Below are 2,654 nucleotides of genomic sequence, written 5' to 3' on the forward strand. Positions count from 1 at the left end.
CATGATCTGGTTGAGAAAGGTCATGCGTTCCATTGCTACCGCACCTCTGAAGAGCTGGATCTATTGCGCGATGCACGTCGGGCGGCGGGTGGACATACAGCACTCAAGCAAAGTGACTTGGCTTTACCCGCTGAAGAAGTAGAAAAACGCAAAGCAGCCGGTGCCCCGTTTGTTATCCGTATGGTCGTGCCTGAAGGTGAGGGCGTTTGTGTCGTGGATGACCTGCTGCGTGGCCCTATCGAACTGGAGTGGGGTATGGTCGATGCGCAGATCCTGCTTAAATCCGATGGTATGCCGACCTATCATCTGGCTAACGTAGTTGATGATCACCTGATGGAGATCACGCATGTTATCCGGGGTGAGGAGTGGATCAACTCAGCGCCTAAACACAAGTTACTGTACCAGTACTTCGGCTGGGACATGCCGGTACTCTGCCACATGCCTTTGTTGCGTAACCCGGACAAATCCAAACTGTCTAAGCGTAAGAACCCGACCAGTATTTTGTATTATCAACGTATGGGCTTTATGGCTGAAGCCCTGCTTAACTATCTGGGTCGTATGGGTTGGTCGATGCCGGATGAGCGTGAAAAATTCAGCCGTAATGAGATGTTCTCTCACTTCGATATTACCCGGGTTTCATTAGGTGGCCCCGTTTTTGATCAGGAAAAACTCAGCTGGTTGAATGGTGTATGGCTGCGTGAAGATCTCACGCACGCGCAATTTGCTGCCAAGTTTCAAGAATGGGCACTCAACCCTGAGTACCTGATGCAGATCGTACCACTGATACAGCAGCGTGTTGAAAAGTTCTCTGATGTTGCACCGCTGGCCGGCTTCTTCTTATCGGGTATGTTACCGATTAAAGAATCAGACTTTGAGCACAAAAGCGTTACGCTGGACGATGCTAAGCGTATATTGCAATTCAGTGTCTGGTTCCTGGATACCGAAAACAACTGGGATAAAGATCATCTTTTCGCACAGCTAAAGCAGCTGGCAGAGCAGATGGGTTACAAGCTACGTGACTTCTTGTTCCCATTGTTTATTGCGATTGCAGGTACTAATCAGACCGTATCCGTGATGGACTCCATGTCGATTCTTGGTCCGGATATGAGCCGTGCGCGTTTGCGTCATGCCGTCAATCTGCTGGGTGGCCCATCGAAGAAAGAAGCGAAGCGCTGGGAAAAAGAGTTCCGCGATATTGCTGCCGGTATCGAGTAAATATTTTATCGGTGTATGGTAATTAAGCGATAGTTAAATAAAAGGTCTGCGCTCGCAGGCCTTTTTTATATCTGCAGCATCAATTTGCTTGCTCGCTGCTTAATCCGCGGGTTTGCGCTTCGAGTAATTGGAGTGTTTCAGCCGATGTTTTATTGCAGTATTCTAAGGTGCGCACGGCTACTCGCCTGTAAAGAGGAAGATGAGAAGGGCCGTCGTGATAGCAATACACAGGGTTTGTAAACCACTGCGCAGCCAGGATATACCAGAGATCCGACCGAGAAAAACACCCAGCAGGAAAACAATAATCAAGGCTAAAATAATGGCTAAAAACAGAGGTGAAACCGGGAACGCAATCCCCGCTTGGGTTAATAGCATAGGGCTGAGGATCACTAACGAAATTAATAGCGGAGCAGAACCATTCACCAGCGCAATCATTATCGGTACCCAGCGGGCTGCTTCAGAATGAGCCGAATCCTGCATATCTATTAACATGGCCTCTTCCAATTGGAGAAGAGCTCGCCGCTTTTCAGCGACTTCACTAATATAGGCGCTGCTGACACCACTCACACCTAAGGCGATTGCCGCGCCCATACAGGCGTTAATAGTAACGCTAAGTGGGGCAGAAGAGCTGAACTGGAAGCCGAGAATCAACCCGAGCATGGTTAACGCGCCATCAAAACCATTAACAACAAAATATCGCCGTGCAATCCCCTGAGAGCGGGTAATCTTCAACAGAAACTCAGCTTTCCTTAGAATATTCATAAGCGTCAGGTACTTGGCTCGTTTTTAACTTCGACCTCATCAATGCTATGCAACGCACCCCCCATTTTATTAATCACTTCCTGAAGGAGATCAAAATCAATCAGCGCTGCTTCAACGGATACTTCCAGTGATTCAGTTTTTTCGTCGACAGCAATAACGGCCACTCTAACCGTGCTACCTTCAATAGCGGCGCTTAATGCCTGGCAAAACTCAAGCGCATTAGGGTGGTGAGGCTTTAAAACATCCAGAACTACTCTTTTAACAGCAATCATTGCAGAGCCCTTTTGTCTGATCTTTTTATCAGGTTATTATTTCATCTTGCCTAAATACAGCGCATAGGTCACGACCTTACATAATAAATAGGTGATATAGGGACTGAATCAGAAAAAAGTCGAAAGCTAAAGGTCCTGAATGGGGTTCAGTCAGCGTTGGGTTGTATGTTGATGTTACGTTTTGCTGTTTCCTGTTGAGGTTAAGGGTGCCAATGGGTTGAATCTCTTAGATAAAGCCTAAAAATATGTTTGACATTAATCTGAAATATGGGATGATACGCGTCGTTTCAAGGCACACTTATTTTATCCCTCCAAGTGTGCTTAAAGATGGGGCCTTAGCTCAGCTGGGAGAGCGGTTCGCTGGCAGCGAACAGGTCAGCGGTTCGATCCCGCTAGGCTCCACCA

3 protein-coding genes and 1 tRNA gene are annotated in these 2,654 nt (G+C 47.6%); 2 read left to right on the forward strand and 2 right to left on the reverse strand.

The window, feature by feature from the left end; all coding sequences use genetic code 11:
* Positions 1 to 1,215, forward strand: a 1,215-nt coding sequence (locus ABY436_RS19850) for a glutamate--tRNA ligase (protein WP_372740656.1), incomplete at its 5' end; no start/stop codon positions are given.
* Between the two features lie 177 nt (positions 1,216 to 1,392).
* Here ABY436_RS19850 and ABY436_RS19855 read toward each other — a convergent pair.
* Entirely contained in the window at positions 1,393 to 1,977 is a 585-nt protein-coding gene (locus tag ABY436_RS19855) for a hypothetical protein (RefSeq protein WP_372740657.1), read from the reverse strand.
* A gap of 5 nt (positions 1,978 to 1,982) precedes the next feature.
* The gene (locus tag ABY436_RS19860; protein ID WP_372740658.1) at positions 1,983 to 2,249 is read right to left on the reverse strand and encodes a DUF211 domain-containing protein; all 267 of its coding nucleotides are present in this window, start codon (positions 2,247 to 2,249) and stop codon (positions 1,983 to 1,985) included.
* A 329-nt stretch (positions 2,250 to 2,578) separates the two neighbouring features.
* Here ABY436_RS19860 and ABY436_RS19865 point away from each other — a divergent pair.
* A tRNA-Ala gene (locus ABY436_RS19865) sits at positions 2,579 to 2,654 on the forward strand.

The organism is Neptunomonas sp. (genome assembly GCF_041601355.1).
Classification (GTDB): domain Bacteria; phylum Pseudomonadota; class Gammaproteobacteria; order Pseudomonadales; family Balneatricaceae; genus Neptunomonas.